Origin of the sequence: Faecalicatena faecalis (genome assembly GCF_012524165.2) — a bacterium.
In the GTDB taxonomy this organism is placed as follows: domain Bacteria; phylum Bacillota; class Clostridia; order Lachnospirales; family Lachnospiraceae; genus Faecalicatena_A; species Faecalicatena_A faecalis.
Genome location: NZ_JABACJ020000030.1, coordinates 32,845 through 58,863, shown reverse-complemented (window position 1 = coordinate 58,863; position 26,019 = coordinate 32,845). Strand labels below are relative to the sequence as shown.

Genomic DNA, 26,019 nt, shown 5'->3' with positions numbered 1-26,019 from the left:
CCACATATTTTTTGATGCCTGTCAACTGTTTTATGAGAAAATACAAAAAAAGACCTCTATACTATTGATATAGTATAGAAGCCTTTCATTAATCTTAACTTAGTGACATTGCCCTTGACGGGTGCAGCCTTTTTATATACCTATTGGCAAGTGAACATTTCTACAAGATCTCCCCGTTTGATTCAATCACACGCTTATACCAATAGAATGACTTCTTACGGCTCCGGTTCATTGTTCTGCTTCCATCCTCCTGCTTATCCACATAGATGAACCCATAGCGTTTCCGCATTTCGCCACTCCCTGCACTGATCAGGTCGATCGGAGCCCAGGAGGTATATCCTATCAAATCGACGCCATCCTCTTCCACCGCGGCCTTCATCGCACGGATATGCTCCTTAAGATACGTAATTCTATAGTCATCTATGATTTCCCCATTCTCATCTGGGATATCCACCGCGCCCAAGCCATTCTCTACGATGAACAGCGGCTTCTGATACCGGTCATATATCTGGTTCAGCGTGATTCTTAGGCCAAGCGGGTCGATGGGCCATCCCCATTCACTAAATTCCAAATAAGGATTTTTCGCCGATCGAAACAGATTCCCCTCTGCTTCCTCCTGTTTGCTTCCGGGCGCCGCAATACATCTGCTGTTATAGTAGGAAAACGATATAAAGTCGACTGGATGCCGTCTTAAAATCTCCTCATCTCCCGGCTCCATCTTCGGAAATACTCCCTTTTTCTCAAGCCTCTTTCGCGCATAGGATGGATAATATCCCCTTGCCTGTACATCTACAAAGAAATAATTCTCCTGGTCCGTGATCAGTGCCTCCCAGACATCCTCCGGTCTGCATGTATAGGGATATGCACTGCCTGCTGCAAACATACATCCCACCTGATTCACAGGATTTACCTCATGCGCCATACGGACTGCCAGAGCGCTCGCCACCAATTCATGGTGGGCTGCCTGGTATTTGATCTGTTCCTCATTCTCCCCTTCTTCAAAATAAATGCCCGCGCCCATAAATGGTGCGTGGAGAATCATATTGATCTCATTGAATGTCAGCCAGTACGTCACGTATTCCTTGAACCTCGTGAATAATACCTCACAGAGATGGAGGTAAAAATCAATCATCTTCCGGCTTCTCCAGCCGCCATACTTTTGAATCAGATAAATTGGACAGTCAAAATGAGAAATAGTCACTAACGGCTGTATTTTGTATTTTCTGCACGTCTTGAATATCTCTTCATAAAACTTCAGCCCTTCTTCATTCGGCTCCTCTTCATCCCCCCTGGGGAAAATTCGTGTCCATGCAATGCTCATCCGATAGACTTTAAATCCCATCTCTGCGAACAGGCGGATGTCCTCCTTAAAATGGTGGTAAAAATCAATTGCCTCCGCGGCTGGATATGTATGGGCATCATCCATTTTAAGCATCTTCATATGTCCCGTAATGACTGCATTTCTATCACTGCCAGAAGGACAGACATCTACATTGGCAAGCCCTCTGCCGCCCTCAGAAATTCCACCTTCGCACTGATTGGCTGCAGTTGCTCCGCCCCATAAAAAATCCTTTCGCAATCCCATGACAACACCTCCTTATCTCAAGATCTCCAGCAGCTTCTCCAAAGGATCGACCTGCTCTTTTCCACTTTCAATTACATCCAGAAAATCATCTGTGTTTGTAATAATCACAGGTGTTTCCATGCAAAATCCTTTGTTCATAATGAATTCCCGGTCGAACTTCACAAGGAGCTGTCCCTTTTTCACATGGTCTCCCTGTTTTACCATCGCCTCGAATCCTTCTCCTTCCAATTGAACCGTATCAAGTCCAATGTGAATCAGGATTTCCACTCCATCCTCTGTTTCCAGTCCCAGAGCATGCAGCGTTGGAAATAAAGTAGAGACCACTCCGTCTGCAGGTGCAAAAACATTCCCCTCTTCTGGCAAAATCGCCGCTCCTTTTCCCAGGACACCAGATGAAAATGCAGCATCCTGAACCGCTTCTAATTTCAGCACCTTCCCTTTCATCGGACTGGCAACCTCTACCCTTTTCAGCAGGTCGTCCTTCTTTTCCCCCGTTTTTATTTCTACAGCACTGTTTTCCACATCAAAGTCTGTATCTGCCTTGGCTTTTCCACATTCCAGCACAGCCGTATCCACTTGATCTTCCTTATATAGAACCATCGTTGCCACAAAAGCAATCACCATTGTAATTACGGCACCTGAAACAGCAACGATCAGGTTGCCCATGCTACCATCCGGCTCTATCATTGCCGGGAATTCAAAGATTCCCATACCGCCCATCATGAATTTTCTAAAGTTGAATGCTCCATAAAATCCACCACCGATTCCTCCTGCAATACAACTGATGATGAACGGCTTTTTTAAGGGAAGCAGAATTCCGTAAATGGCCGGTTCAGTAACACCAAAAATACCAGAGATACAGTTCGGCAGCGCCATCTCCTTCATCTGTTTATCCTTCGTCTTAAAGAAGATCGCCAATACCACCGCCGATGTAGCAAATGTACATGCAAAGAACGGCATCATTACGTTATCGAAACCATTTGTCATAATGTTATTGATGTAGACTGGAATAAATCCCCAGTGCAGTCCGAAAATCACAAGAATCTGCCAGGTCAGCCCCACGATTGCACCAGCCAGCATCGGACTGAAATTTCGTACTGTCATAACACCTTCCGCAATCAGAGTCGACGCAAATGTCGCAAGGGGTCCAATCAGTAGAAGACCTACCGGGATCGCTGCAAGCAGTGTCAGCATCGGCACAAAGAAAAATTTCACCAGATCCGGTATATATTTATTAAAAAATTTCTCACACTTGGATGCAAAATATACGACAAAAATAACTGGAATCACAGTTCCTGTGTAGTTCATAGCAATCAGTGGGATTCCGAAGAAATCTGTGTATACATTCGATTCGAACATTGTCCCTGTAAACAGGGTATATAACACATCGCCTCCCGATGACAAGGCGCTGGCCTGTATCGTCGGATAGCACATGATCGCACCGATGACCAATCCCAGCATTGGTTTTAGGTGAAACTTCTTAGCCGCTGTATACCCAAGAAACAGCGGAAGAAAGTTGAACAGGCCGTCTCCGATCGCATTCAGCACCAGATAGCCTCCACAGGTATCCGAATACAGATTCATTGCCACAAACAGAGCATTCAGACCTTTAACCATACCGCAGGCCGCCATAATACCAAGAATCGGCTGGAAAATTCCAGAAATAACATCGATGAACCGATTGAAGAGATTGCCGGATGGCTTCTCTTTTTCTTGGTCATGTGAAGCCTCCTCAAGACCAAGCAGCGGCATCACATCCCCATAGACATCAGGCACATGATTTCCGATGACTACCTGATACTGCCCGCCGCTTTTCATAACGGTCACGACACCATCCATATTCTTCAGGACATCATCGTTTGCTTTTCCTTCGTCTTTCAGTTTAAAACGAAGCCTTGTGATACAGTGTGTCAGACTGATGACGTTTTCTTTACCGCCGACATTTTTGACAATTTCTTTTGCCAGATTTTCATACTTACCCATTTTGTTTCCTCCATTGATAAAAAATATATTTATGAAGGTTTGGCCAACTTAATGTCACCATCCTGGCATACGTAAGATATAGTAGGTCTATTTCCCTGTTTTATTGATCACACGTTCAATATGAATGGTCAGATAAAGCTGTTCCTCCTTGGACAACTGATAATCATACTTTTTCTGAATGAACTGTGTGATTTTCTCCACACATCGAAAAGCCTGCGGGTACTTTTCCCGGATGACTTCCCAGAGGTCATCGTTCTCGTCTTCCTGATAAGTCTTATGTTCGGTCAGACGTTTTGCAAAAAACTTTAAATGTGTGATGAACCGATAATAATATACATCGTCCTCATCAAATTCTATATGGAAGTAATATTTAACGATATTCACCATTTCCTGCATGATTCTGGTAATTTCATACATATTGTGCATTTTTTCTTCGTTCATTTGGGCATTCGCCAGATGCAGTGCGATAAAACCCGCCTCATCCTCCGGAAGCCGAACCTTACATTTTTCCTCAATCAGGTCCAGCGCCCACAGTCCGACTTGAAATTCATCTTTATAAAATCTGCGGATGTCCCACAGCAGAACATTTTTCACCGTCACGCCTTCCAAGAAACGGACAATGGAGGTATGTACATGATCGATCAGTGAAATGTAGATCATCTCATTGAGCTTATTTCCCAGCCGCAGTTTTGCCTCGGTGATAATCTCCTCACCGATTGCGATATGCTCCATCGGGACATCCTGAATCAGCACCTGAAATTTATTATTTGCCTCGGATTCCGACAGGAAAAAGGTCTTGTCGATGACCTCGTCCGGTATCTCATCGCCGTTCCTTTTCTGAAAGCAGATGCCCTTTCCCATCACGATTTTTTCCTGTCCCTTTTCATCCAGTACGACCGCCACATTATTATTCAGAGTCTTAAAAATCTTCATTTTCACATTCCCCTTATATCGAAAACATTTCCGGTAACGCGGACATCCGCAATCCGCTTTTGCTGCTTAGGCAGTAAACAGGATGCTCTTACTTATCCTGCATTCAATTAAAAAAACCTATATGCACAAATAGACCTGGAAAACCTCTGTTTCCAAATATATCTCTACATATAGGTTTAGCTTGCCTTGGCAATCACCATCCCATTTACATGAAGGAGCATAACACAGCTTTTTAAAGAAGTCAATTCTATCTGGAACTCAAGATCTGACTTTCTCCATTTTGTCCAAAATTTAAATTCAATTTTTGGTAAATCTGCCCGATACCAATTCACGAATCATGGACCGTCCGTCACGAAAAGACCGCTATGGAATAAGATATAGTAATAATATTATAGAAAGGATAAAATAATATGATTACAAATTATCTTATTATCGCAGCAGTTATCCTGATTCTTTTGATACTGCTCATCTTCATCATATGGCGGGTCAGAAGCCGTCGTTTTCGGCCTGATAGCAATAAACAAAACCAGCAGAATGAACTGAATGTTGATCTTGAAGAGACCGGTTTCGCTTATGAACTGAACGGGGACTATTTTTATTCTCTAATGGACTGCTGGCAGAGAGAGGTCGGTTACTGCCGCCTTTATGATGAAGCAGCGCCTCTGTTCAATATGATCATGGACTGTGAACCCGTCACCTTTTCTTATGGTGGAAAACGTTGGCTCATTGAACTTTGGAAAGGCCAGTACGGCATCACGACAGGCGGAGAAATCGGTATTTATCATACCGAGCGCAGTGATATCGATACCGAAAAGTTTCAGGGAACCTTTTATGAAAACATCTCAAATGAGGAAAGACTGAAAATGTCATTTATACTCCGCAGGAATGGTAAAGTCATTCTGCGGCGCAGTGCAGTACACTGGTGGCTTACAGGCTTTAAACTGGGAATGTTCTCTCAGACCAGCCTGCTGACAATGGATGCTAAGATCACATTCCCTGACCGTGGGATGCGCAATGCATTTGTCGACAGTCTGACGGAACTAGGGTATCATAAAAAGGAATACTCTTTATTAAGGAACACCGTATCTATCCATTATACAACGCCCCATTCTCCTCAGACAGAATCCCGCAATAAAGCCAGTGAAACACTTGTACAGCAGACTAATCGAAATAACTGCAAGCTGTATGAATTTGCTACCGGAAAATATAGTGATACACTGGATAAACTGGAATATTTAAAGGCAATGGCGCCAGAACTGTACCAGATATTCCTGGACTCTCTCTATGCACGCGGAGTATATGAAGCATTCGACTGGATCAAGGATTGGCTGGGAGGAATCACCCCGGGTCCAAAACCAGATCCACATCCGCCGGTAGGGCCGTGTCCGCCTCCGGTAACGCCATGCCCTCCGCCTATACAGCCGTGTCCACCTCCGGTAACGCCATGTCCTCCGCCTATACAGCCGTGTCCGCCTCCGGTATGCCCTTGCCCAGAGCCTCCCATGCGCCCTTGCCCGCCCCACAATTGCCTGAATTCTCCTATGCATCACTGCTCTCCGCATCATTGTCCTGACTGCCCATCTGGTCTGAACCAGCAGCCAGGACAACAGAGACGGCGCAATAATTGTAATATGGATTGTAGGAATCAACCTTTGTGCCAGCCTTATCGGGAGAACTCATACCCTGAAAATAGAAGGTATGAAGAACCGCCAGAAAATGAAAGATGGAATACACAGGATGAGGATGACTTCTTATAGTTTATGACAAAAAAATTCCGGAGATGTATGTTTACATTTCCGGAATTTTTACACTCATACTCCTCTGCCAATCTGAGCTGATACACCCCCATTGCCCAATTCTACTTTTGTACGGTAATCTCGACCTTCCCCCAAATTCCTGATGGGTATGGTTCTTTCACCATTTCTCTTTCTCTCCAGTTAAACAGCCGTTCCTTCCTGCACTCATTCAATCCACCTGATGCATATGGCCACTGCGGCAGAATCGTTTCTTCCAGTCTCTCCGGATACTCTGGATCGATCATCCGATTGATCAGAAGATTTACTGCTGTAATCTCTATCCTATTCTCACCCTGCTTTAGAAGACCGGTAATATCCACACGGTAAGGATGCTTTATAATTGTATCAACAAATGTGCCATTCACATAGATTTCCGCGGTCTTTCCAATATGTTCCAGCTCTAGCAGCACAGTGTCTGCATCCTGAAGCTGCTGCCAAGCGCTTTCGGAAATCTGGAATGTCTTGCTATAAGAACCACTGCCAGAATAATATTTGAGCTCCGGCTCTCTCTCCCATCCTTCCAGGATATCATATTCCTTACGGAATGCCTTTTGAGGAATCTCCAATGTCCATCCATTGGAAAGCTCCAGACATTTCTCTTTTGTCTCTTTTTCCCTTTCAACAGAAGGGAAGGCGATATCTTGTCCAAACACAAATAGCAGCGACTGATAGGCATCTAAATCCACACTGACTTCGATTCCATCTTCCGCGATATTCAGTTGATGTATCTCTTTTTCCTTTCCATCCATAGGATCAAACACACAGAAACCTTTTTTATTCTTTGTAAACTTAATTATTTCTTTTATATCATTTATACTTACATTTGATATGAAATATATCTCTTCTGTATCTGTTCTTCGATGTACATATCCCACGGTGTCGGGATGATGATAAATCTGGACATCCGGCTTTTTCACTCTGCGCAATTCCTGAATCAGACTCTCGAACTTATCGGATGTGACCGTCAGCTTTCCTTGTTCTTTCATCTCACTTCCGATCCGGCATATTTCTGCTGTCCGTTCCTCATAATGCATCCTGCCGCATGACTTACTAGGAACTCTTTCTGCAGCGATGACCCTTCCTCCATGTTCCGCAAACTCTCGAATTTTCTCCATTGTTTCAAGTGGAATCCGATCGCATTCAATCAAGAGCAGGGTGTCATATCCATAATCTTTCCAATTCTTTAGCACATCATCATTCACATAGTCAAACCAGTATCCGGCTTTATGGATTCCATCAATACATGCAACCTGCAGCCTTTCATCCAACTTCATGCACATGTGTGTATCTGCGATCGGCGTCTCTGCCCAGATATCATGCTGAGGCAGATACACAGCCGTCGTCACAACAGGCTCGCCGCGCTGCATAAAATCACAGACACGGTTGATATAGACACTCAGCTTCTTATAGTACTTCCACCACGTATTTGTATGATTGATGTTCGTAGATGCATAAAAGGCCAGCATCTTCTCATCGTCGTCTTTACTGTAGCTGTATCCATGGTTCACGATCTGGTTGATTCCATCCAGGAAAATACTATCTGCCGCTGCTTTTATATTTTCCAATGAAACAACGAACCGTGGGAAACGCAGCCACGTAAAAGACTCATTTGAAATGATTGGTTTATGATATACATGTCCCGCTGAAACTGCCAGCTTCCGATGTACTGTATTCACCTCATATCTGTCAAATGCAGAAAATGTCTCTCCTTCCGGGATATCTGCTGCCCCATATGCCTGCAGGATGTCTCCCCAGGTCCCATGTGCCTGGATTCTGGAGACTGCACCCTTTTCGTGGCACCACGCCGTCAATTCCTGGAAAAAGTTCTCGACCGTCAGCTCTGCCATCGTTTTCTGGTAATCATATCTGACCTGGTCTGTCATCCCTTTGATTTCTCCCCACAAAGCATAGATATATGGTCTGAGTTCATATCCGCGCCGCTTTCTAAATTCATCGTACAGAATATCCGTCCAGTTATGTCCGAACACCTCGATGGAATCACAGAAAAAGTTCTGGATCTTCCCCTGTCCCACCGCCTCTACAATTGGATCTCCGCCATATTCTAGAAACTTCCTCAGAGAATCCTTCCTATTATGGTCTATAATCAGTCCATCACCGCCCCGCAGCGGTTTTAGTACCCTTTGCTTCTTATCACTGGAAACGAAAAGTACGATCTTGTGCAGGCCCGCAGGTATGTCGATTTCCTCAATTTCCGTTCCCCACGGCCAGTTGAACAGATATTTATCTACTACATGGTCTGTAATATCCACGATGGTCTCTGGCATCATCTGGGCACCTTCCATTTTTCCAAGCACCGCGCCCACCACTTTTCCATAAATGACAGTGGTCAGATCCTTATAAAATGTACACGGACCTTCCACATCAATACTAAATGGCAGGACATTCTGCCCACATAGTTCCTCTGGCATGAACGGCCCCCCGAACGGCCATGAGGACCCCAGCGTCAAATCGAACTGCATTCCCCTGGCAGCGGCCTCATCGGCAGCGAACCGAATCAGCTCGAAATAGCCCGGAGATAGATATTCGTAGTTTTGTAAACTTTTTTCTTTCTCATCTGCTTGTAAAGGATATAAAATCTGTAGCTCTACCCCTCCGATTTCTGCCTCCTGCATCATGTCCAATTCCCGGATAATTTCTTCCTTTTCCACTGCGCAGCCATACCACCACCATCTTGTCCGGCCTTTTGTTTCCTTGCGCGGGTGCCATAACTGATGTCTTACGTCCTCTCTATTCACTGCTATCTCCTCCTGGCTGCCCGTGGGTGCTCATGCATCCGCACAGGCCTGTTTCATTACTTCTTTCAGTCTGCTGATATAATACTTATAATTCTCAAAGGAAGCTGAAGGCGGTACCTGATGGTCTGCACCCGGGAGATACCCACCCTGCCTGATAACAGGCAGAATCCGCTCGAACTCCCTGTCGATCGCCTCTTTTCCTTCCGCGATTCTCAATTTATTGAATCCACCGATAAACTTAAGCTTTGGATATGCCTCTCTCACAGCGATGATATCCATCCCCGCATTCACATCCATCGGCAGAAAGCCGTCCACTTTCGCTTCTAAGAACTCTGGAATCAGCTTCATAAAATCCCCATCCGTATCTACAAACACATTCCCGCATCCATGCTCTTTCAGGAAAGGAACCAGCTTCTGATAATATGCCCCCACGAATTCCCGGAAACATTCCGGTGAGATCATAGGCCCATTCTTACCGCTTAAATCTTCCTGTATATAGACCACATCCGGCTGAATGATATGCAGGATACGAGGAAGGTATGTTTCATACAGATTCAAGATAAACTCATTGATTTCATGCATCCACTCGGGTTCGTCATAAAAAGCAAATAAGTGCTCCTCTACTCCGAAAAGTTCCCTGGGAATCCAGAAAAATCCCTGCAGGCTCAATCGTACAGAAAAATCTCCCCTCTCATGTCCTGCCTGCATCCCTTTGCATAACTGCTCTACCTGCTCTTCTGAAAGACACCGTTTTGCTTCTGCCTCTATATGTTTCTTTAAAGCCGTCCAATCCTCATAGGCGTGCAGCATGATTCCGCTTTCCTCTCCAAAAGGAAACTCGAACTTCACCCGCTTGACAGGATCAAAGCCAAGATACTCCTCATACACCATGACCGGACCGCCAAAACTCACCTTGAGAAATGTCTCATCTACAGAAATCATCTTCTTCCCGGAATCCGCCCCTGTAAAAGACACTTCCTCCTTCTCCGGCGCTTCCTTTCTAAGCCCCATCGAAATATCCTCCGGCAGCCCTTCTTTATGAAAGCGCTCTACCGTTAAATCCCACGGGTAGAACGTCTCCTCCACAGCTCCGCGTCCCATTGGATCGCCAAAATTCAAGGTTGCAAATTCTCTGTCTCTGTTTGTCATAGGATACCTCTCATATTCTATCTCTTGTACTGGCACCTGCCTTGCTTTTATGCTTCCCTCAATGCCTGTTCCAGATCTTCGATCAGGACATCCGCCCCCTCAAGTCCACAGTGGATACGAATCAGTCCTTTATCACGCTCTTTCAAATTCAAGAACGCAAGCTCCTCCGACGAATAATGGATAAGCGGACATAGTGCCAGGCTCTCGAATCCGCCCCAGGAACAACCGATTTCAAAGACCTTCATCTGATTGACCACCTTGATCGCTTTTTCCGGCTCACTTTTCAATACAAAGCTCATCAACCCGGTATGTCCCGTCTGCTGTCTTGCGATCAGCTCTGCCTGGGGATGCGATTTGAGCCCTGTGTAATAGACCCGTTCTACCTTCGGATGGTTTTCCAGATATTCTGCCACGATCATTGCAGTCTGCTGGTGCTGTTCTACACGCAGATGCATGGTACGCAGTCCCCTGATTGCAAGCCAGGCCTCCATAGGTCCTAAGATTCCCCCAAAAAGTTCCCGGATGGTATCCTGAATCAATTTCCCCAGCTCCTCATCCTTCACGATCAGGATTCCTCCGATAATATCACTATGTCCCCCGATATACTTGGATAGTGTATGCATCGAAATATCAATTCCCATCGTAAGCGGCTTCTGATAAAGTGGTGTACAGAACGTATTGTCGATGTAGGTCTTCACCCCATGCGCCTTTGCGATCTCTGCCGCTCCCTTGATATCTGTCACGGTAAACACGAACGTCGCCGGACTCTCCAGAAGAATCATCGCCGTATCCTCCTGAATCAATGCCTCCAGCTCGTTTAAATCCAGCCCGTCCCAATAAGATACGGTAATTCCCATTCTCGGGATAAAATAACGGTTCAAGATATTTTTAATCGGCTGATAGACATCCCTCATGCAAATGATATGGCTGCCGGCGCGGCATACGGCAAGAATTGCCGCCGATGCCGCTGCCATTCCGCTGGAAAATGCCAGTGCCATACACCCTTCTTCCAGCGCTGCCACCTTTTCCTCTAAAATCTGTACTGTGGGATTCGTGACTCTTCCATATACATATGCATGCTCATCCTCACGAGCCGCATAAGATTCCATACTGTCGAAAATATGGAGAGAATTCATAAATACGGGCGGCACTACCGCATTCAAATATTTGCTCTGTTCTTCTCCCAGATGTGTGATTGCTAATCTGTCGTCTCTCTTCTGCATATTTTACTCCTTCACAGCACCTGCTGTCATCCCTTCTACAATAAATTTCTGCATAGCCGCGAACATCAACGCTGTAGGCAGAAGTGCCATAACACCGCCGGCCATCAGAAGTCCCCATTCTACGTTGTATTTTCCGATCAGCGTCTTTAATCCAACCGGAATCGTCCACATTTCCGGCGTGCTGATGAAGATAGATCCTGCTATCAATTCGTTCCATGCTCCGATAAAACCGAATACGAATACAGATACGATTCCAGGGAACATAATCGGAAATACGATTTTGAATAAGGACTGCATCTTGGTACAGCCATCCACTCTTGCAGCCTCTTCCAGCGTAATCGGAATTCTTTCAAAGAAACTGCGCATCGTGATGACACAGAACGGCAGGTTCACCGTCACATAATAGATGAACAGCCCGATATGTGTATTGATCAGACCCATCTTTGAGAAAATAATGTACAATGGGATGATGACCAGGATACCAGGAATCATCTGCGTAATCAGGAAAAAGAGCACTACCGCCTGTTTCCCATTGAACTTATAACGTGCCAGCGAATATCCGCCCAGCATGGAGAATACAGTCACAACCAATGCAGAAGCAATGGATACCAAAAGGCTGTTTTTCAGCAGCACCCCGTAATTAAACTGTTCAAACAGATCTGTATAGTTCTGCCAGGTAAATGTCTTCGGAAAGAACGTCAGGTTATTTACATCCAGAATCTCACCGCTGGTCTTAAATGAGGTAATGACAATCCAATAAATTGGCAGCACGACCAGTAAAAAGAAGAATACTAAAACAATCACCCGGATTGTTGTCCCGATTGCATTTTTCGCTTTTCTGCTCATTAAAAATCACCTGCCTTATCATATTTGGTAAGCTTTAGGAATGCCATTGCATAAATTCCCAGGATTACCATCAAAATCACACCAAGTGCTGCTGCAAATCCAAAGTCATAAGATCCAAATGCCTTGGAATACATATATGCAGGAAGTGTCTGCGACGTATTTGCAGGACCGCCGTCCGTAATAATGACGACAAGGTCCAGGGAATTGAAGATCCAGATCGTCCTCAAAAGTACCGTTGTGATCAACGTCGGCTTTATGTAAGGAAGGGTAATCTGGAAAAACTGTCTGATCGTACCACAGCCGTCTACATCTGCTGCCTCATAGACATCTGTCGGAATCGACTGCAATGCAGCGAGTATCATGATTGCAAAGAACGGGATTCCCATCCAGATCATAGCAATAATGACAACGGCCAGTGAAAATCCAGGTGTTCCAAGCCAAGCAATGTTCTTGTCGATCAATCCGAATTTCTCAAGCAGATTATTTACCACTCCATATTCTCCGTTAAAGGACCAACGGAAGATCAGACCGACTACAAATCCTGAAAAAGCCCAGGGAAGGAATACGATGGACTGATAGATTCCTCTTCCTTTGAACTGCTTTTTCAATGCTACAGCCAGAGTCATTCCAAGCAGGAACTGTCCAAGCACGGAAACGATGACGTAAACGAAGGAGTTCTTCAAAATCATCAGTCCGTCCGGATCGCCTACCAGCTTCGCAAAGTTGTCAAGACCATTAAAATGAATATCATTCGGTGCTGTCAGCTTATAATTCTGAAATGCCATGATAAAACTGTTGATCAGCGGATAGCCGAACAGTAATAACAAAATCACCAGAACAGGAAGCAAAAACAGCCAGGGTTCCATTTTCTTTTTCATGTAGGTATCAGTCTCCTTTATTTTTTCTTAGCAGGTACACATGAGAAGCTTTGTATCTTATTCGGATAAAACATAAAGGGGGTTAATGTTCTTCTTACTTTCACATTAACCCCCTTTTTATTACCCTATTCCACTAAAGCTTATTGTCCCATTTTACTGCATTGTCTTAGGTGTTTCGATGGTAGAACCTTCGTTGTCAGCTAAATACTGTTTCATACGGGTCGTAAGTTCGTCCCCAATATGATTCAGTACGTCTTCTGCTGACTGCTGTCCCAGCAGATACTTCTGCAGTTCTGTGTGGAACATATCCTGATGAAGGTCCGTGTAGTTGAAAGGACCATACATCGGCGGAACTGTAAAGTTAGGGTCATTTAATTCATCTAAGAATACTCCGTAAGGCCCGTCTTCTCCATATGTCTCATCATCTCCAACGTCTTTCTTGATTGGAATCAGACCGCCCATCTTGCAGTATTCGATGTTGTTGTCAGCTCTTACAAGGAAATCAATCAGTTGAAGAGCCTCGTCTGGATACTCAGAGCTCTTGGCGATCGTATATGAATATGGGCTTCCTGCTGTATTCATCATCTTTCCGTCAACTGTTGATACAGGCATTGGAAGCACGCCCCATGTCTCCGGGTCCATCTTCTCTTCACATGCCTTCGCTACTTCTGAGTCATTGGAAATTGTTCCTGTCAGGCCGCCTGTAAAGTTGTCGACCATCTCCACGAATCCCCAGTTCACGGAATCCTCTGGTACATATCCGTCTTTGTAGATCTCACACCACTTCTCTACTGCTTCTACACATTCTGGTGTATTCAGAATGAAGTTGCCTTCCTCGTCATATACATAACCGCCTGTGAAGGACTGCAGGTATGCAAGCAATGGATCAAATGCACCTCTTGCTCCGCGGAAGGAGTTGCCATAACGCTTTTTATCCTTATCTGTCAAAGCCTTGATCAGATCGAAGTATGCATCGTATGTCCAGTCTTTTCCAGTAGGAATCTCATATCCGATTTCTTTTACCCAGTCTTTTCTATAGAAGATGCCTTTTACCATGAATCCATCCGGTACAGAATATACATGGCCGTATCTCTCTTTTTCCTGTGCCCAGTTGATCTTCTGCACTGCATCCACGAACTGATCGCCGTTCTTTTCCACATAGTCATCGATCGGGAGCACCCAGTCTGCTTCTGTAAACTGTCCGAGCCACAATGGATGTGTGGTGATAACATCCGGCAGTTGTCCTGATGAGCCAAGTACGGTCAGCTTGTCTGCCGCGTCATCCCACGGAACGCTCTCATACTTTACTGCAACTCCAGTCTCGTCCTCGAACTTTGCAAATACATTCTCATAATACTTCTGACGTTCCGGGCTGGGGCTTACATCAATAAAACGAAGTGTTGCCTTGCCGTCGCCTTTTTTGGAATCTTTAGATGAATCCTTACTGGACGATCCGCATCCAGCCAACAATCCGGCTACCATAGTAGCTGCCATCAATGCTGCCAAAATCCTTTTTTTCATAAACATCCTCCTTTTTCTTTTCAGTTCACAATACCAGATGACCTGAATGAATTCGTAACATATACTTTTCTCCCTTAACTGGTTTTTCCCCGCCACTTTCGTGAGGTATTTCCGGTCTGACCACTTATGCATTTATACTAACATCTCATATGCTAACTGTCAATATTTTTGTTATTTTTATACTTTTTATCTAATTTTTGCTTTTCTTTTTTGGTTATTTTTCATCAATTAACTTTTTGATTGTACTTGACAAGTCATCACATTTTTTATATTCTTACCTTAATACTTTCCCCTTTTCTGCCTCCATTTCCATTACACTTATGCGATGAATTGATTCATTACAACTAGAAAGGAGTCAGGCAATATAAACGAACTACATACATATTGCTGAATTTAAGATGAGTAAAAAATACACTGCCACCAGGCGATGCTACTTAATCGATCATCACTCCCCCCAACCCCCGGATGTCTTATTAAATAATCTTAATATTGACGAATACGATGCCTTTTTCGAAACTGCAGGCATTGATTCCCTTATGGTGTACTGCAAAGACCATTGGGGGGTTACTTATTACCCGAGCCAGGTTCCCGGAGCACAGATGCATGAGGGGGTCAAAAGAGACTGGATCAAAGAGGTGAGCAATCGACTGAAAGAAAAGGAGATAGAATTTGTAGCTTACTATTGTATCGAATATGATGAAGGGGCTGCAAGAAGATTTCCTGAATGGAGAGTCACCAGACCAGATGGCACCGGACGGATACGTGATGACGAATTTGCAAAATGGAGCCTCTGCTGCTATCAGACCGGTTACCGGGAATATTGCCTTAAACAGTTGGAGGAGATTGTTCAGAACTATGCACCAGACGCACTGTTCCTGGACATTTTTGGTGCATCTTTATGTTACTGTGAGCACTGCCGTAAAAAATTCGAATCCATTTATCACTATCCTCTTCCTGAAGACTTAGAGGATGTCCTGGCACACAAGACGGATATCATTGAATTTTTAAATCACAATGCAAAGGAGTTCCTGGCAGAATTAAAACAGCGTGTCAAGGCCATTGATCCGACCCTCGCTGTGACCATTAATTTCTCCTGTCATTATCCGAAGGAGATCCGTGATATGCTGGACTACCAGTTTTCAGAGCCGCTCCTTAAGGATAATTGGTTCTCCTCTGCCTATGCCCGTGATACTGCAGTGGGACAATACCCGATTCTTGCACCGGGAGAGGCTTCACAGGTCTATAATTACAGTGCTGTTTCTGAATACATCTGTGACCTTTCCTCCATCGCCGCACAGGGATGCCGTGTGGGCATGTACAGTGGTTCCCAGCATATAGACGGCACATTGGATTTTGAGGAAGCGAAAAGACTCGGGGCAGCCTATACAGAGATCAAGAAGATGGAGCCTTATCTGGTCGACCGTACTCCGGTAAAATGTGCGGGTATCATCCAGAGTGATCTGTCCATAGCAATTAATATTTCTTCCCTGGAACCTGATGCCATCCTTCGGGCCAAACGGCATAATCCTCACCAAAATGCCGTTCTGGGAGCTATGCAGCTCTGTGAACACGCCAAAGTGCCTTATATGGTACTGCCGGAACGCACACTGAACAAGGACCTTCTAAAGGAATTCGATGTCATTCTTCTGCCAGAAGTATTTGTCATCGAGCAGGATATCGCAGACCTGCTGACGGAATATACCGCCAATGGGGGAACCATCATCAGTTCCGGGCAGAGCGGTCTATGGGATGCTGACTCTAAGAAACGAGAAGTATCCACGATTGCCGGCCTGATGGGAACAAAAGAAAGTACCATCCATACTGAATATCAACAGAACCGCTGGTCCGCTTACTTAAAACCAACTGGCAGTCCTAAGTTCACAGGATTATTATCCTGCACAACACCTCCTGTCAGCGAACACTTTATTGAAACCACCGCAACAGATGACAGTGAGACTCTTTTGAACCTGATTCTTCCATGCGTTGCATGTGATTCGGAACATTGGGTCAACTGGTGGAGCCCGCCGCCGGGAGCAGATTCCGGTTATCCGGCACTCATCTGCCGCAGAGAAGGAAACGGAAGCACCTATTATATGGCCTTCGATTTCTTCACGATGGCTTCCCAGGAAAGCTTCCAATATCCGAATGAATTATTCGCAGATCTCCTTGAGCTTGCAGGCATTGTTCCAACTGTACAAAACCTGACAGACATTCCTGACATCATCCGTACGGCATATTTTGCGACCAAGGACAGCTACATCATCCACCAGATTTCTATGATGCCCAAGCGTTTCCACGGAGATGTCTGCCCGGTAAGCGGCGGCACCCTAGAATTCAAAGTGCCTGTTGAACAGGCAAAAATTGTCTATCCAGAACCTGCTACATTGAAGATGGACAGTATCGATGGCAGAACCACCGTAGCACTGCCGGACTTCACACTCCAGCAGATCATAGTTTGCAAAAAATAAATGATTCTTCAGACCAGTCGGTAAGCCGATGTTCCGGCTGGTCTGACTTCTTCTATACAGAAAGACGAGGAAATTATTATGAATAACCGCGAACGATTACATGCGATTATGAATTACCAGAAACCAGACCGTATGCCTGCTGTACATTTTGGATTCACCCCGGAAGTCATTGAAAGATGGGTCCAGGAAGGACATATCAGCAAAGATATTCTGGATTTTGAGGACTACGCCTATGAGGCCGAGGACCTTCTTTCCCAAAAGCTTGGCTTTGACTTTGGATGGCACGCGGCACGTGTAACAACAACAGAGCTTTTCCCCTTTTTCGAGGAAAAATTCGTAGAACATTTAGACGATGGTTTTGATAAATATATCAACTGTGACGGCGTCTATATCCTTCAAAGGAAGGATGCAAAGTCGATTCCCGCTGAAGTCGGCCACCTGTTAGAGGACCGGGCTTCCTGGGAAAAATATTACCTGCCAAGGCTGACCTATCAAGAGGAACGATTTTCTCAAGCAGAGCTGGACCGTCTGAAAGCGGAACAGGCAAAAGGAAATCCGATCGGTCTGCACTGCGGCAGCCTCTGCGGACGTCTCCGGGATTATCTTGGAATCGTAGGCCTTAGTTATATGGTCGTAGATGATGAGGAACTGCTTGAAGAAATGTTCTGCACCATCGGAGATCTGTGCCTAAAGTCCGTTCAGAGAACGCTTGATACTGGCGTGAGCTTTGACTATGCACACTTTTGGGAGGATGTCTGTTACAAAAATGGTCCTCTTCTCTCCCCTGCCATGTTCGAGGAATATACGGCCGCCTATTACAAGAAGATCACCACGCTCCTGCATTCATATGGAATTGACACGATCAGCGTAGATTGCGATGGAAAGGTGGATGCCCTTCTACCGATCTGGTTGGAAAATGGAGTCAACACCATGTTTCCGATTGAAGTTGGCACCTGGGATGCCAGTATTGCACCATGGCGTGAAAGATATGGAAAAGCCATAAAAGGAGTCGGCGGCATGCGCAAACATCTTCTCGCTCAGGATTACGCCGCTATCGATGAAGAAATCAAACGTTTAAAGCCTCTTGCACAGCTCTACGGCTATATTCCCTGCCCGGATCACCGGATTCCCGATGATGCAAAGTGGGAAAATGTACAATACTACTGTGAACAGGTGAAAAAAATCTTAGATTAAGTGTGTATCTCCAGCAGAATATCTGCAGGCTTACATCAGAAAGAAACTGCTGTACAGCGCCCCCTTTGGGCATGCTGTACAGCAGTTCTGCTATCCACATATCTCTTATCCATTAGCTAACAGATAAAAAACAGCACACTATTCAATCCTTCCATAAATCTCCAGGTCAAGTGCAACGATCTTATCGAACATCTCGAGCGCTTTCTCCACATTCCGCTCTTTCATGCAGCGTACCATCTCAAGATGATAAGGAAATGTACTGAGCAGGATTGGAAAATAATCGAAGCCTGTCTCCTCAAAATATCCATAGAGCTCTTTATCAAAGGTCTCATACATCTCGATCATATTACAGACCATGTTGGTCATCTCCTGATTTCCATAGCTTTCGATCACACTGCGGTGAAACTGATGATCCATCTCCTTGGGCATCACACCTCTTGCTGCTATGGCATCCATCTGAACCGCCAGATCCTCCAGTTCTTTAAGCTTAGACTCTGAAATCTTCGGAATCGCATTCTCCAGACAGTACCGCTCCAGGACTGTCTTGATCTCAAAAAGCTCCAGAAAGTTCTTCAATGCAAGATGAATGCTCATCTGCCTTCCTTCCACATAATCTGTAACAAAAGTCCCCTTTCCCACTTCCACACGGACGACTCCCTGATTCTCTAACTCCCGGATCGCCTCCCTGAGGGTGGGACGGCTGACCTTCCATTCCGCTGCCAGCTTCCTCTCTCCGGGAAGCCTGTCCCCGGGTTTTAAATCTTCTTCTTTGATGTATTGGTATATTCTATCTGACAGTTTGGAATATAACAATGATTTTCCTTCTGTTTCTCTACTGTATTCCATAATGCTCCTTACCGGTCTGACCATATTTTCTTTTATTATATCGGGATTCCGAAGGTACGTCAAGTACGTTCAATAGCCTATAAAAGCGAAAAAAATAAGTGTATCACTATTTCTAATGATACACCTATTCTCCTATCGTTTCTAAGCATTTTCTTATTTTCCCATGAAACCGCCATCGACCGGAATCACTGCACCGGAAATATAAGCCGATGCATCTGATGCTAAGAAGACCGTTAATCCCTGCAGATCCTCCATCTTCCCCCAGCGTCCCATCGGAATCCTGCTGGTGATCTCATCATACTGCTTCGGATTTACTTCCTTCATATTTGCGGTCAGCTCCGTAGCCATGTATCCTGGTGCGATTGCATTTACATTCACGCCCTGGCTGGCCCATTCGTTTGACAGCGCCTTCGTGATCTGTGCTACTCCAGCTTTACTGGCACTGTACGCCGGAATCAATACGCTGGCAAAAAATGAAGTCATAGAGGCAATATTGATGATCTTGCCGTATTTTTGTTCCAGCATGGTTTTACCAGCTAACTGTGACAAATAGAATACGGCATTCATGTTAATCGCTACAATCTTCTCCCAACGGTCATGCGGGAACTCCACTGCCGGCGCCCGGAACTGTATCCCCGCACCGTTCAGAAGGATATCCACCCTTCCTCCCAGTTTTTCCAGACATTTTTGATAGAGCTCCTTAAGCCCTTCCGTCTTGGACAGATCCCCCCGTACTGCATGCACCATCGGCCCATTTTCTGCCATTCTCTTAGCAGACTCATCCACCATATCCAAAATGTCTAACAGAACCACCTCAGCTCCGGCGTCATGCAGCGCCTGTGCCATGCCATTGCACAGTCCCTTAGCACCGCCTGTAACAATTGCTTTCTTTCCTTTTAAACTAAACTGCTGTATAAAATCACTCATAAAAACTTCCTCTCGTGGTACCGGCAGCTCAAAGTGCCGATTTCTACTTCGTCCGTATGTTTCTATATCTTCTTTTCTATCAAGATTCCCTAGCTTCTATACAGACCGTAACCTAATTCTTTACTGATCTGACTGCCATACTTTTTCATGCACAACGTGTATTTCTTAATCGTTGCCGGCGTAATCTGCTCCTTTGGTGCCGAAATTCCAACACAACAGCTAACATTCCCATTGTAGTTAAAAACCGGAACCGCTAAGCATCTTACTCCCAAAGTACGCTCCTCATCATCCAGGGCGTATCCCTGCTCTCTGATCTTTTTTAACTCTTTTTCTAAATCTGCATAATTTGTGATTGTGTTTGACGTATAATGTTCAAACTGGTAATCGCGGAAGATATCCTCAATAAAGGACAGAGGCTTATAGGCCAGAACACATTTCCCCACAGCGGAACAGTGCCAGGCCTCGATCATCCCGATCTGGGCCGAGAGATTATACTCCCTCTGACTCCGAACCTGGTCAACAATATACATTTTACGGTTTCCCATCGCAGCCAGATGAACACTTTCTTTTGTTTCATCACAAATTTTGTATAGATATGGCCGTGCTGCTATTGCAACATTAAAGTTCTTTTTGACTCCTTCACTTAAGTATAAAAGCCTGAATCCCAGCCGATATTTTTTGCTGACCGGATCAACACTGACCATATCATATTTCATCAGAGTTGCCATCAGCCGGGAAACCGTACTTTTGTCCACGCCAAGGACGGCGGCCACCTCCACAATTGTCGCACTTCCTCTTTCATGAATAATTGATAAAATCTCGATTCCTCTTGCCAATGACTGTACCATATAACACCTCTCCTATTTCATTTTCTCAAGCAATTCAAAGACTGCCTTTGCACTTTCTTTGCCGTCCTTCAAAGCCTCCATGAAGTCTTCACTCCCGGCAATTGCTTTTAAAATACCCGGATCAGATGCTTTCAAGATATCGATAAGATCCTTGTGCGTAATTTTAGAAATTTCCGCTAATATCTCTCGGCTCTGTGCCTGGCTTTCTGCTCTTTCCTTCGGATATCCTGCTCCTTTGGGATCTGCAAACAGCTTTTCAAAGATATATTCTAACTCAATATTGCCAGCCCATCCATACCCTTTATTCAGCGGCAGGGATACACAATTCCCTCCGTTGATCTGGGAGAAGAGCCAAGCATCCAGCGGTTCTACGATAAGGCCGCATACGACTTTCGGGAAATTGAGTACTCCATTCATAAATCCCTGTCCGGTACCGCATCCACCGACCACAAAGTCACAGCAGCCGGTATTTAATAGAATTGCCGCCATATAACTGGTATGGATGTAAGTCAGAGATGGGACCTGTTCCGGGCCTTTCATTCCAACATTCAGCACCTTTGCATCTGTGGTCTTATGTAATGCATTTACAATATCTGCATTTTTGTTAGAAGCACTTACTTCATTGATCACTGCGATCTTCATACTTATATTCCTCCATTCGTAGATTAATACAATCCTGTCAGTAATCCTACGCCATACATCACTACGGCTACGATCACGCAAGAAACGATCGACATCAGGACTCCTGCCTTAGCAAAATCCTTGATTGAAAAATAACCGGCTGAATAGGCGATTACGTTTGTTGGAGTTGATGTGATCAAAATAAACGCCAAGGAAGATGCTAACGCTGCCGGGAACGCAATTCCCAGTGTTGGAATTCCCAGATTCATAGAAAGCTCTATAATGATCGGAATTACAATACTCGCAGATACCGTAGCACTTGAAAGCGTAATATTCATCAATGAAACGCTCAATACAACCACGAAAATCATTAAAATTGGACTTAATCCACCTACATTTCCCAACAGACCAAGTGCGATCCAGTTCGCTACTCCTGTCTGATAAAGCACCATACCGATCGATACACCTGAAAGCACTAAGATTATGCTGCTCCAGGACATTTCTTTTTCGATTGCTTTGTATTTTGTCTGACTGACTCCCGGGAAGAAGAACAGCATCGTAGTCAGCATAACCGGCAGCGCGATCGGAAGGTCAATTCCCAATAATTTGGAAATTGGAGAAGAGAACACCCATAATGCAACCGTTGCAATAAAAATAATCAAGGTTACGATCTCATCACGTGAGAGCTTCGGCTGATTTTTGAACTCTTTCTTGATTTCTTCATTTGTCTTTTTAAGATACTTCATTTCGGGCTTAAATGCCAGTAAAAGCAGTCCCCATGCGATTGGAATATGTACCAGGGAAATCGGAATTCCATATTTCATCCAGTCTAAAAAGGAAACATCAATCCCTGCCATATCCTTCATAAAACCAATCGCTAACGGATTGGGACCATTTCCTGCCGGAGTCCCGAAGCCGCCGATCAAGCTGCCCCATGCAACAGAGATCAAAAGTGCTTTTCCAAAATTGCTTTCCAGCGGCTTTACTCCTTCTTCATCCAAAAGAGATTTTGCCAGCGGCATAAGCATCGCAGCAACAGCCATATTGGAAATCCACATGGACAACACCACACCTACGACCAGAAAACCTAATATAATATATTTGGTACTATTTCCGGTAATGGACAGACATATGTTGACCAGTCGTTTTCCAAGTCCTGATTTATTGATGAATGCACTGAGGATAAATACACCAATAAAAAAGACTACATTAATGTTACCGAAACCGACTTTAACAATATTCCCAAAGGAATCTACACCCAGCAAGGCCAGCAGAGCCATCGCAAGCAGACCGGTAAAATGGAACGGGATCGCCTCTGTGATCCAAAGCAGGAGAGCAAAGATAAGCACGGCCAGTGCCTTCTGTCCTTCTGCGGTCAGAGTTGCATCTTTTATCGTCACAATGGATGCCGGGAAACTGATATTCTTAATGAGTATCAACACAACAACGCTGATACATATATAGATCCATCTTTTTGCATTTACTGATAAACCGCTAGGTTTACCAGATACGTTATTTGTACTATTCATAATCAATTTTCTCCATTTACAATGTATTATGGGTGACGAGATACAAAACGTGCTATTTTGCCATCTCGTTCAAAATCTTTTCTGGAGTTGCCGGAAGCGAAGTAATGCGTACTCCTACGGCATCATAAATCGCATTCACAATTGCCGGTGTTGTCGGCAGAGGAGCCGGTTCACCGATTCCTTTTGCACCAAGCGGACTGAATGGATCCCTGTCTTCCACCAGATTGGTATAGACCTTTGGAACATCCACACTCGTAGGCAGGATATATTTTGCAAAGTTCCGATTGATCGGCACTCCCTCTGAAAGCTCAAAATTTTCCATGATGGCCTGACCCAAGCTCTGTACGGCGCCGCCCTCGATCTGCCCTTCAATTCCCTGTGGATTGATTGCTCTCCCGACGTCATGGGAAGCCCAGATACCAAGAACATGCACCTCTCCTGTATATGTATCGACAGCGACCTCTGCGATCTGGCTTCCAAATACATATGCCTGCCAGGGATTTCCCTTTCCGTTTACTGGGTCCAGTGCCTCATGATGGGCAGTATAAGTCCCCGAGCCCAAAGGAACATACCCTCTTACTTTTTTACAAATATCCACTGCTTCCTTCAGCGAAAGGTCATAATTCGAATGTCCCTGTACAAAAATTCTCCTGTCCTTCATACAGATCGAGGAAGAATCCACATTCCAGTAGGCCGCAATTTCCCGGATAAATTTTTCTTTTACATCCCGGCAGGCATTTAATACTGCATTGCCGATCATATAGGATTGTCTGCTCGCACCTGCATGAGCAGCTTCCGGTGCTCTGGCCGTATCATTATCACCAATCGTAATATCCTGTGGATACATCCCAAGCTCATCCGCTGCGATCTGTGTTAGAACAGTCAGAATCCCTTCTCCGATCTCGGTGACTCCGGTCAATATCATTGCCGTGCCGCCGTCATCGATTTCCACGAATGCGCCTGCTTTATCAACGGTAGCGCAGCGCCCTATTCCATACCATCCGCTTCCTACACCGCGTCCATATTTGAATCTTGCTTGACAGAGCTCAAGAGCGGCCGGTGACTTGAATTCATAGCCTGGAATATAAGGCTGTGCGATTTGGCTGCCCTTTACATCTTTTCTCACCTGTCCTCTTACATTAGAAGGACCCGGCTCCCAGGAGGCAAGTTTGGCACATTCCTTTAGCGTCTCACAATAGCTCACGCTCCCCAGTACTTGCTGAGTATGCGTGACTGCCCCATCCTTTACCCCATTTATGAGGCGGAGTTCGATGGGATCGATTCCTAACCGCTTGGAACAGATATCCATAGTGGATTCAATTGCAAAAGTGGGCTGCAGGATTCCAAAGGTCCGCATTGCCCCGGATGGTGTATTATTTGTATAATACCCGGTTGAAACCATCTTGACATTCTCTATCTCATATGGACCTGCTCCTAAGATCGCAGACTTCGCGACAGTACCTTTTGTAGAGAAGCAATAGGCCCCGCCATCTGATTTTATATTCACTTCGATCGCCCGTATCCGGCCGTCTTTACTAAGACCGATCTTATGCCGGATCAGAACTGGATGACGTTTACTGCTTCCTATCATAGAATCTTGTCTGGAAAATACCAGCTTTACGGGACGTTTTGTCTTCAACGCAGCGATTGCCAGGATTCCCTGATAAATCATATCCTCCTTGCCGCCAAAGCCTCCACCCACAGGAGTCATGATGACCCTGATCTTATTGATCGGCATACCCAGGATTTTGGCTAAAAGCATACGGTGATGTGTGATATCCTGATCACAAGATTTGACGACCAATACACCATCTGGATCACAGTATGCAAGTCCGGCCTCTGTCTCAAGGTAGGCATGATCCACACTTTGTGTGGAATATTCCTGTTCGATAATGACATCACTGCTGTGAAAGCCGCTTTCAACATCCCCCTTTATCACAGATGTTGTAGAGACCACATTATCTGGATAATCCTCGTGGACGATAGATTTGCAGTCAATTGCTTCCGCAATATTGGAAACGATTGGAAGCTTTTTGTAGGTGATCTCGATGCATTTTTCTGCCTCTTGTGCCTCCTCCAAAGTCTCGGCAACAATCGCTGCGACCGGCTCTCCATAAAAACGGATTTTTTCCTTTGCCAAGACAGGCTGATCATGATAGTAGACGCCGAACCCATCTATACCAGGAACATCCTCGCTGGTAATCACAGCTTCGACACCAGGCATCTCCAATGCCTTCTCATAATCAATCTTTTGAATCTGGGCATGAACCTCCCGGCTTCTGACCAGGTGGACATTAAGCATCCTGGGCATCGTCATATCAGCCGCATATTCCAGTGCACCCATGACCTTCCCTCTGGCATCGACTCTCTCGATACGAGAACCGATGATCTTATTTGTTTCCGGTGTAACTGCCTCTAAACAATCTGCGCTTTTCTCATGGTTCAAGATATCCCGGGCCAATTCTATCGCCTCTATGATCTTCGCGTAGCCCGTGCATCTGCAGATATTTCCACCGAGGCCTTTTCTTATTTCTACTTGATCGGGATGTCTGTTCTTTTTTAGAATCGCTGTTGCAGCCATGATCATACCAGGAGTACAATAACCGCATTGGACAGCGCCGACCTTCATAAAGCACCTTTGAATGATGTCCAGCCCATCCTTTCCGATACCTTCTATCGTTAGAATTTCACAGTGATTGACTTTCTTGACTGGAATCATACAACTTTTCTTTAGCACGCCGTTGATCAGGACAGAGCATGTCCCGCATTCTCCAGCATTACAGCCTTTTTTTGTTCCAATTAAATGAAGCTCTTCTCTTAAAAAATCTGCAAGCCGCATAGCCGGTGGAACATACTTACAAACCTTTTTTCCGTTTACTATCAGTTCAATCTTTTCAAGTTCTAAATCCATAATCT

18 protein-coding genes are annotated in these 26,019 nt (G+C 45.0%); 3 read left to right on the top strand and 15 right to left on the bottom strand.

Features of this window, described 5'->3' with window-relative positions; translation table 11 throughout:
- Positions 1 to 160 precede the first annotated feature (160 nt).
- From HGO97_RS21140 to licT, 3 genes are all read right to left on the bottom strand, one after another.
- Entirely contained in the window at positions 161 to 1,585 is a 1,425-nt protein-coding gene (locus HGO97_RS21140; RefSeq protein WP_216244991.1) for a 6-phospho-beta-glucosidase, read from the bottom strand.
- Positions 1,586 to 1,597: 12 nt separating this feature from the next.
- The gene (locus HGO97_RS21135; RefSeq protein WP_216244989.1) at positions 1,598 to 3,568 is read right to left on the bottom strand and encodes a beta-glucoside-specific PTS transporter subunit IIABC; all 1,971 of its coding nucleotides are present in this window, start codon (positions 3,566 to 3,568) and stop codon (positions 1,598 to 1,600) included.
- Between the two features lie 87 nt (positions 3,569 to 3,655).
- Positions 3,656 to 4,501 (bottom strand): BglG family transcription antiterminator LicT, encoded by an 846-nt coding sequence (licT, locus tag HGO97_RS21130; protein WP_216244987.1) that lies wholly within the window; start codon positions 4,499 to 4,501, stop codon positions 3,656 to 3,658.
- 410 nt (positions 4,502 to 4,911) lie between these two features.
- Here licT and HGO97_RS21125 point away from each other — a divergent pair, with 410 nt between their 5' ends.
- Positions 4,912 to 6,258, top strand: a complete 1,347-nt coding sequence (locus tag HGO97_RS21125; RefSeq protein WP_216244985.1) for a DUF4474 domain-containing protein — start codon at positions 4,912 to 4,914, stop codon at positions 6,256 to 6,258.
- Between the two features lie 101 nt (positions 6,259 to 6,359).
- Here the strand turns inward: HGO97_RS21125 and HGO97_RS21120 are convergent, their stop codons facing one another.
- The 6 genes from HGO97_RS21120 to HGO97_RS21095 form a co-directional block, all read right to left on the bottom strand.
- Entirely contained in the window at positions 6,360 to 9,053 is a 2,694-nt protein-coding gene (locus tag HGO97_RS21120) for a glycosyl hydrolase (RefSeq protein WP_330654314.1), read from the bottom strand.
- Positions 9,054 to 9,083: 30 nt separating this feature from the next.
- On the bottom strand, positions 9,084 to 10,202 hold the full coding sequence (locus tag HGO97_RS21115) for a uroporphyrinogen decarboxylase family protein (protein ID WP_216244984.1): 1,119 nt from the start codon (positions 10,200 to 10,202) through the stop codon (positions 9,084 to 9,086).
- Positions 10,203 to 10,249: 47 nt separating this feature from the next.
- Positions 10,250 to 11,425: a trans-sulfuration enzyme family protein gene (locus HGO97_RS21110; RefSeq protein WP_216244982.1), complete on the bottom strand. Its 1,176-nt coding sequence runs from the start codon at positions 11,423 to 11,425 to the stop codon at positions 10,250 to 10,252.
- A gap of 3 nt (positions 11,426 to 11,428) precedes the next feature.
- Positions 11,429 to 12,271, bottom strand: a complete 843-nt coding sequence (locus HGO97_RS21105) for a carbohydrate ABC transporter permease (protein WP_216244981.1) — start codon at positions 12,269 to 12,271, stop codon at positions 11,429 to 11,431.
- Positions 12,271 to 13,149, bottom strand: coding sequence for a carbohydrate ABC transporter permease (locus HGO97_RS21100; RefSeq protein ID WP_216244980.1), 879 nt, complete (start codon positions 13,147 to 13,149; stop codon positions 12,271 to 12,273). Before HGO97_RS21100 ends, HGO97_RS21105 begins: the two co-directional genes overlap by 1 nt.
- A gap of 153 nt (positions 13,150 to 13,302) precedes the next feature.
- Positions 13,303 to 14,670 carry an ABC transporter substrate-binding protein gene (locus HGO97_RS21095; RefSeq protein ID WP_216244979.1) on the bottom strand — a complete coding sequence of 456 codons (1,368 nt, stop codon included), beginning with the start codon at positions 14,668 to 14,670 and terminating at the stop codon, positions 13,303 to 13,305.
- Positions 14,671 to 15,068: 398 nt separating this feature from the next.
- On the opposite strand from HGO97_RS21095, the gene HGO97_RS21090 reads away from it, so the two are divergent.
- Both HGO97_RS21090 and HGO97_RS21085 read left to right on the top strand, forming a co-directional pair.
- A complete protein-coding gene (locus HGO97_RS21090; RefSeq protein WP_216244978.1) occupies positions 15,069 to 17,138 on the top strand; it encodes an alpha-amylase family protein in 2,070 nt (689 codons plus the stop codon).
- Positions 17,139 to 17,216: 78 nt separating this feature from the next.
- Positions 17,217 to 18,332 (top strand): uroporphyrinogen decarboxylase family protein, encoded by a 1,116-nt coding sequence (locus HGO97_RS21085; RefSeq protein WP_216244977.1) that lies wholly within the window; start codon positions 17,217 to 17,219, stop codon positions 18,330 to 18,332.
- Between the two features lie 138 nt (positions 18,333 to 18,470).
- On the opposite strand, the gene HGO97_RS21080 is transcribed toward HGO97_RS21085, so the two are convergent.
- The 6 genes from HGO97_RS21080 to HGO97_RS21055 all read right to left on the bottom strand — a co-directional run bounded on the left by HGO97_RS21080 (position 18,471) and on the right by HGO97_RS21055 (position 26,014).
- Complete coding sequence (locus HGO97_RS21080; RefSeq protein WP_216244976.1) at positions 18,471 to 19,178, bottom strand: FadR/GntR family transcriptional regulator; 708 nt, start codon at positions 19,176 to 19,178, stop codon at positions 18,471 to 18,473.
- A gap of 153 nt (positions 19,179 to 19,331) precedes the next feature.
- On the bottom strand, positions 19,332 to 20,105 hold the full coding sequence (locus tag HGO97_RS21075; protein ID WP_216244975.1) for an SDR family oxidoreductase: 774 nt from the start codon (positions 20,103 to 20,105) through the stop codon (positions 19,332 to 19,334).
- 89 nt (positions 20,106 to 20,194) lie between these two features.
- Positions 20,195 to 20,953 carry an IclR family transcriptional regulator gene (locus HGO97_RS21070; RefSeq protein ID WP_216244974.1) on the bottom strand — a complete coding sequence of 253 codons (759 nt, stop codon included), beginning with the start codon at positions 20,951 to 20,953 and terminating at the stop codon, positions 20,195 to 20,197.
- 12 nt (positions 20,954 to 20,965) lie between these two features.
- The gene (locus HGO97_RS21065) at positions 20,966 to 21,595 is read right to left on the bottom strand and encodes an RpiB/LacA/LacB family sugar-phosphate isomerase (protein ID WP_216244973.1); all 630 of its coding nucleotides are present in this window, start codon (positions 21,593 to 21,595) and stop codon (positions 20,966 to 20,968) included.
- Positions 21,596 to 21,618: 23 nt separating this feature from the next.
- A complete protein-coding gene (locus tag HGO97_RS21060; RefSeq protein ID WP_216244972.1) occupies positions 21,619 to 23,103 on the bottom strand; it encodes an SLC13 family permease in 1,485 nt (494 codons plus the stop codon).
- A 52-nt stretch (positions 23,104 to 23,155) separates the two neighbouring features.
- Positions 23,156 to 26,014, bottom strand: a complete 2,859-nt coding sequence (locus tag HGO97_RS21055) for a molybdopterin-dependent oxidoreductase (protein ID WP_216244971.1) — start codon at positions 26,012 to 26,014, stop codon at positions 23,156 to 23,158.
- Between the last annotated feature and the right edge of the window lie 5 nt (positions 26,015 to 26,019).

Excerpts from the sequence above, each read along its gene's own strand:
- HGO97_RS21140 (WP_216244991.1), bottom strand. The coding sequence starts at position 1,585 with ATGGGATTGCGAAAGGATTTTTTATGGGGCGGAGCAACTGCAGCCAAT.
- HGO97_RS21135 (WP_216244989.1), bottom strand. The coding sequence starts at position 3,568 with ATGGGTAAGTATGAAAATCTGGCAAAAGAAATTGTCAAAAATGTCGGC.
- licT (WP_216244987.1), bottom strand. The coding sequence starts at position 4,501 with ATGAAGATTTTTAAGACTCTGAATAATAATGTGGCGGTCGTACTGGAT.
- HGO97_RS21125 (WP_216244985.1), top strand. The coding sequence starts at position 4,912 with ATGATTACAAATTATCTTATTATCGCAGCAGTTATCCTGATTCTTTTG.
- HGO97_RS21115 (WP_216244984.1), bottom strand. The coding sequence starts at position 10,202 with ATGACAAACAGAGACAGAGAATTTGCAACCTTGAATTTTGGCGATCCA.
- HGO97_RS21110 (WP_216244982.1), bottom strand. The coding sequence starts at position 11,425 with ATGCAGAAGAGAGACGACAGATTAGCAATCACACATCTGGGAGAAGAA.
- HGO97_RS21105 (WP_216244981.1), bottom strand. The coding sequence starts at position 12,271 with ATGAGCAGAAAAGCGAAAAATGCAATCGGGACAACAATCCGGGTGATT.
- HGO97_RS21100 (WP_216244980.1), bottom strand. The coding sequence starts at position 13,149 with ATGAAAAAGAAAATGGAACCCTGGCTGTTTTTGCTTCCTGTTCTGGTG.
- HGO97_RS21095 (WP_216244979.1), bottom strand. The coding sequence starts at position 14,670 with ATGAAAAAAAGGATTTTGGCAGCATTGATGGCAGCTACTATGGTAGCC.
- HGO97_RS21090 (WP_216244978.1), top strand. The coding sequence starts at position 15,069 with ATGAGTAAAAAATACACTGCCACCAGGCGATGCTACTTAATCGATCAT.
- HGO97_RS21085 (WP_216244977.1), top strand. The coding sequence starts at position 17,217 with ATGAATAACCGCGAACGATTACATGCGATTATGAATTACCAGAAACCA.
- HGO97_RS21080 (WP_216244976.1), bottom strand. The coding sequence starts at position 19,178 with ATGGAATACAGTAGAGAAACAGAAGGAAAATCATTGTTATATTCCAAA.
- HGO97_RS21075 (WP_216244975.1), bottom strand. The coding sequence starts at position 20,105 with ATGAGTGATTTTATACAGCAGTTTAGTTTAAAAGGAAAGAAAGCAATT.
- HGO97_RS21070 (WP_216244974.1), bottom strand. The coding sequence starts at position 20,953 with ATGGTACAGTCATTGGCAAGAGGAATCGAGATTTTATCAATTATTCAT.
- HGO97_RS21065 (WP_216244973.1), bottom strand. The coding sequence starts at position 21,595 with ATGAAGATCGCAGTGATCAATGAAGTAAGTGCTTCTAACAAAAATGCA.
- HGO97_RS21060 (WP_216244972.1), bottom strand. The coding sequence starts at position 23,103 with ATGAATAGTACAAATAACGTATCTGGTAAACCTAGCGGTTTATCAGTA.
- HGO97_RS21055 (WP_216244971.1), bottom strand. The coding sequence starts at position 26,014 with ATGGATTTAGAACTTGAAAAGATTGAACTGATAGTAAACGGAAAAAAG.